Source organism: Mesorhizobium sp. M7A.F.Ca.MR.362.00.0.0, from assembly GCF_004023175.1.
Taxonomy (GTDB): Bacteria; Pseudomonadota; Alphaproteobacteria; order Rhizobiales; family Rhizobiaceae; genus Mesorhizobium.
The window spans coordinates 16,657-19,138 of the sequence record NZ_RZTF01000077.1; the positions used below are offsets into that span (position 1 = coordinate 16,657).

A 2,482-nucleotide genomic window follows, 5' to 3' on the forward strand; every position below is an offset into this window, starting at 1 on the left:
GCGCGCGCGACACGGTGATGGCGCCGACGCCGGCCTTGCGCGCGACATCCGCGATGGTCGGGCGGCCGCCGCCCCGGCGCGAGCGCGGCTTGGTCAAGGGCGCACTCCTGGCGACGGGCTTGTGCAGCCAAGCGCCTTTGGAACCATATTCAGGGTCTTTGCCACCGTCGTCATGCCAAACCGGCCTGTTGCCGTACCCATCCGCCTTCCGGCGTCGCGCAGCCTTGGGTGGATGTCAAGCCGCGCAGCTCCCGTACCATTGGGCACGGTGAGCTCAGGCCGTCACGGCTGTGCTGCGCCGTGCCTTCCAGAACAGCAGCCCGATCGCCACCAGGTTCAGCAAATTCCAGGCGATGCCGTTGAGAAATGCGGCGGCGTAGGAACCGGTCAAATCGTAGATCCAGCCCGACATCCAGCCGCCGATCGCCATGCCGAAGATGGTCGCCATCATGACGATACCGATACGCTGGCCGGCCTCCCTGGCCGGCATGTAATCGCGCACTATGATCGCGTAGCAAGGCACGATGCCGCCCTGCGACAGGCCGAACACCAGCGACACCACATAGAGCGAGGCAAGCCCGTCGAACGGGATATAGAACAGGAGCGACAGACACTGCAGCACCGAGCCGATCATCAATGTCCACACAGCGCCGATACGGTCGGCGAGAAAGCCGGACGCCAGCCGGCTGACGACGCCGCCTGCCATCATGATCGACAGCATGTCGGCGCCATGCGCCACGCCGTAGCCGAGGTCCATGCAATAGGCGACGATATGCACTTGCGGCATCGACATCGCCACGCAGCAGCCGAGCCCGGCGACGACCAGCAGCACCTGCAAGGCCGCCGGCGACAGCGAGATCGGCTGCACCGACCGGCTTCCGGGCGAACCCGCGACGGCCGCCGCCGGGGCACCGCGCCGCAGCATCAGCACCAGCGGCACCATTGTCACCAGGCAGAAGATGCCGATTGCCGCATAGGTGAAGCGCCAGCCTTCCGCCTTCATCAGTGTCGGCATGATGGTCGGCCACAACGCCCCGGCAAGGTAATTGCCGGCCGCCGCCGCCGTGACCGCGACACCGCGACGACGGTTGAACCAGTGCGAGATATCGGCGATCAGCGGCCCGAAGATCACCGACGTGCCGACACCGATCAGCACTCCTTGGGCAAGCGTGAATTGCAGGATCGAGGTGGACAGCGCCGCGAGCAGCAGGCCGGCGGAAAGCGCAATCGAAGAGAGCAGCGCCGGGATCCAGTAACCCATCCGGTCGATGGCGCGGCCGACCAGCACGTTGCCGGCGGCGAAACCGACCATGGTCGCGGTGTAAGGCATGGACGCCGCGGCGCGGTCGACGCCGAACTCGGCCTGCACCGCGGGCAGCACGACGACGACAGCCCACATGCCTACGGCGCCGATCGTCGCCAGCAGCATCGAGATGGCAAGCCGCATCCAGGCATAGGAGCTGTCGATGCCGGGGCCGGGCTGGATGCTGTCGGTTCGGGTCAAGGCGTTTCCTGTCGGCGGTCTCGGAGATCGGCTGCCGTTTGCGCCACTATCGGCGCATTCTCAGGCCGCAGCAGCGCCACAGCGGGCAAATCCGTGGCTCCAGAGCCAGGCGGAACCGATGCCGATGTGCAGAGTTTTCCCGGCAACCCACCCCTGCAAAGGAGTCCAGCGATGACCGCCACCAGGAAAAAATGGTCGGCCGAGGTGACCGAGCACAGCAACGCAATGGATCTTGAGGATCACGTCTTCGAATCCGACGACGCCAGGAAGATCGCCGCCTCGCTGAAACGATCCGCCGAACACAGCCACAGGCGCAAGGCCGAGCCTTTCCAATCCGCCATGTCGATGCTGAATTTTTACATCAACCGCGCCGGCAAGAACTTGCCCGCCGCGCGCAAAAAAGTGCTTGAGGACGCCAAGGACGAACTGCGCAGCGCCTTCGGACGTGACAAGGATGACTAGCGGCGGCCGGTCAGGCTCTACCGGGCGCGGATGACGCCGTCTGTGTTGGCGAGCAGTTTGCGCACTGCATTGCGCGCGGCGTCGGGGCGCTGCAGGCGGATGTTCTTCTCGATCGCCTCGTGCAGCTTCTGCGCGTGGTTGAGATCGTCGATCTCCCGCGTCGTATAGGCAAAGAGGTGATCGAACGCGGACTCGATCAGTACGCCGAGCGGCACCAGAAGGTCATTGCCCGAAGCCCGCAGGATGGCAAGATGGAAGCGCGTGTCGGCACGGGTCCGCTCCTGCAGGCTCGTCGCCTCTCCCATCTCCCGGCAGGCCAGGCTGATCTCGGCCATCTGCTCGTCGGTTCTTCGCATGGCGGCAAACGCGGTCGCTTCCGGCTCGATGATGTGGCGGAATTCCTGCACCGTCTTGAGGAACACTTCGCGATCCGGCGACGTCGCGTACCAGGCAAGCACATCGCGATCGAGCAGGTTCCAGCGTTCCTTCGGCTCGACCCAGCTGCCGATCTTGGGG

General features: G+C 65.3%; 3 protein-coding genes and 1 pseudogene (1 of these 4 cut by a window edge). 1 reads left to right on the plus strand and 3 read right to left on the minus strand.

Features of this window, described 5'->3' with window-relative positions:
- Together EOC06_RS12885 and EOC06_RS12890 are read right to left on the minus strand one after the other, a co-directional pair.
- Nucleotides 1-97 (minus strand): annotated as a pseudogene (locus EOC06_RS12885) (LacI family DNA-binding transcriptional regulator); it reaches 937 nt to the left of the window's first position.
- Nucleotides 98-274: 177 nt separating this feature from the next.
- Nucleotides 275-1,504, minus strand: coding sequence for an MFS transporter (locus tag EOC06_RS12890; RefSeq protein ID WP_127270871.1), 1,230 nt, complete (start codon nt 1,502-1,504; stop codon nt 275-277).
- 171 nt (nt 1,505-1,675) lie between these two features.
- On the opposite strand from EOC06_RS12890, the gene EOC06_RS12895 reads away from it, so the two are divergent.
- Complete coding sequence (locus EOC06_RS12895) at nt 1,676-1,966, plus strand: DUF3175 domain-containing protein (protein ID WP_024501537.1); 291 nt, start codon at nt 1,676-1,678, stop codon at nt 1,964-1,966.
- Between the two features lie 17 nt (nt 1,967-1,983).
- Here EOC06_RS12895 and EOC06_RS42405 read toward each other — a convergent pair.
- Nucleotides 1,984-2,482: FadR/GntR family transcriptional regulator (locus tag EOC06_RS42405; RefSeq protein WP_245469546.1), on the minus strand; the 499-nt coding region annotated here is incomplete at its 5' end.

What these genes read in the sequence shown, in the direction of transcription:
- EOC06_RS12895 (WP_024501537.1), top strand. Translation starts at nt 1,676, where the DNA reads ATGACCGCCACCAGGAAAAAATGGTCGGCCGAGGTGACCGAGCACAGC.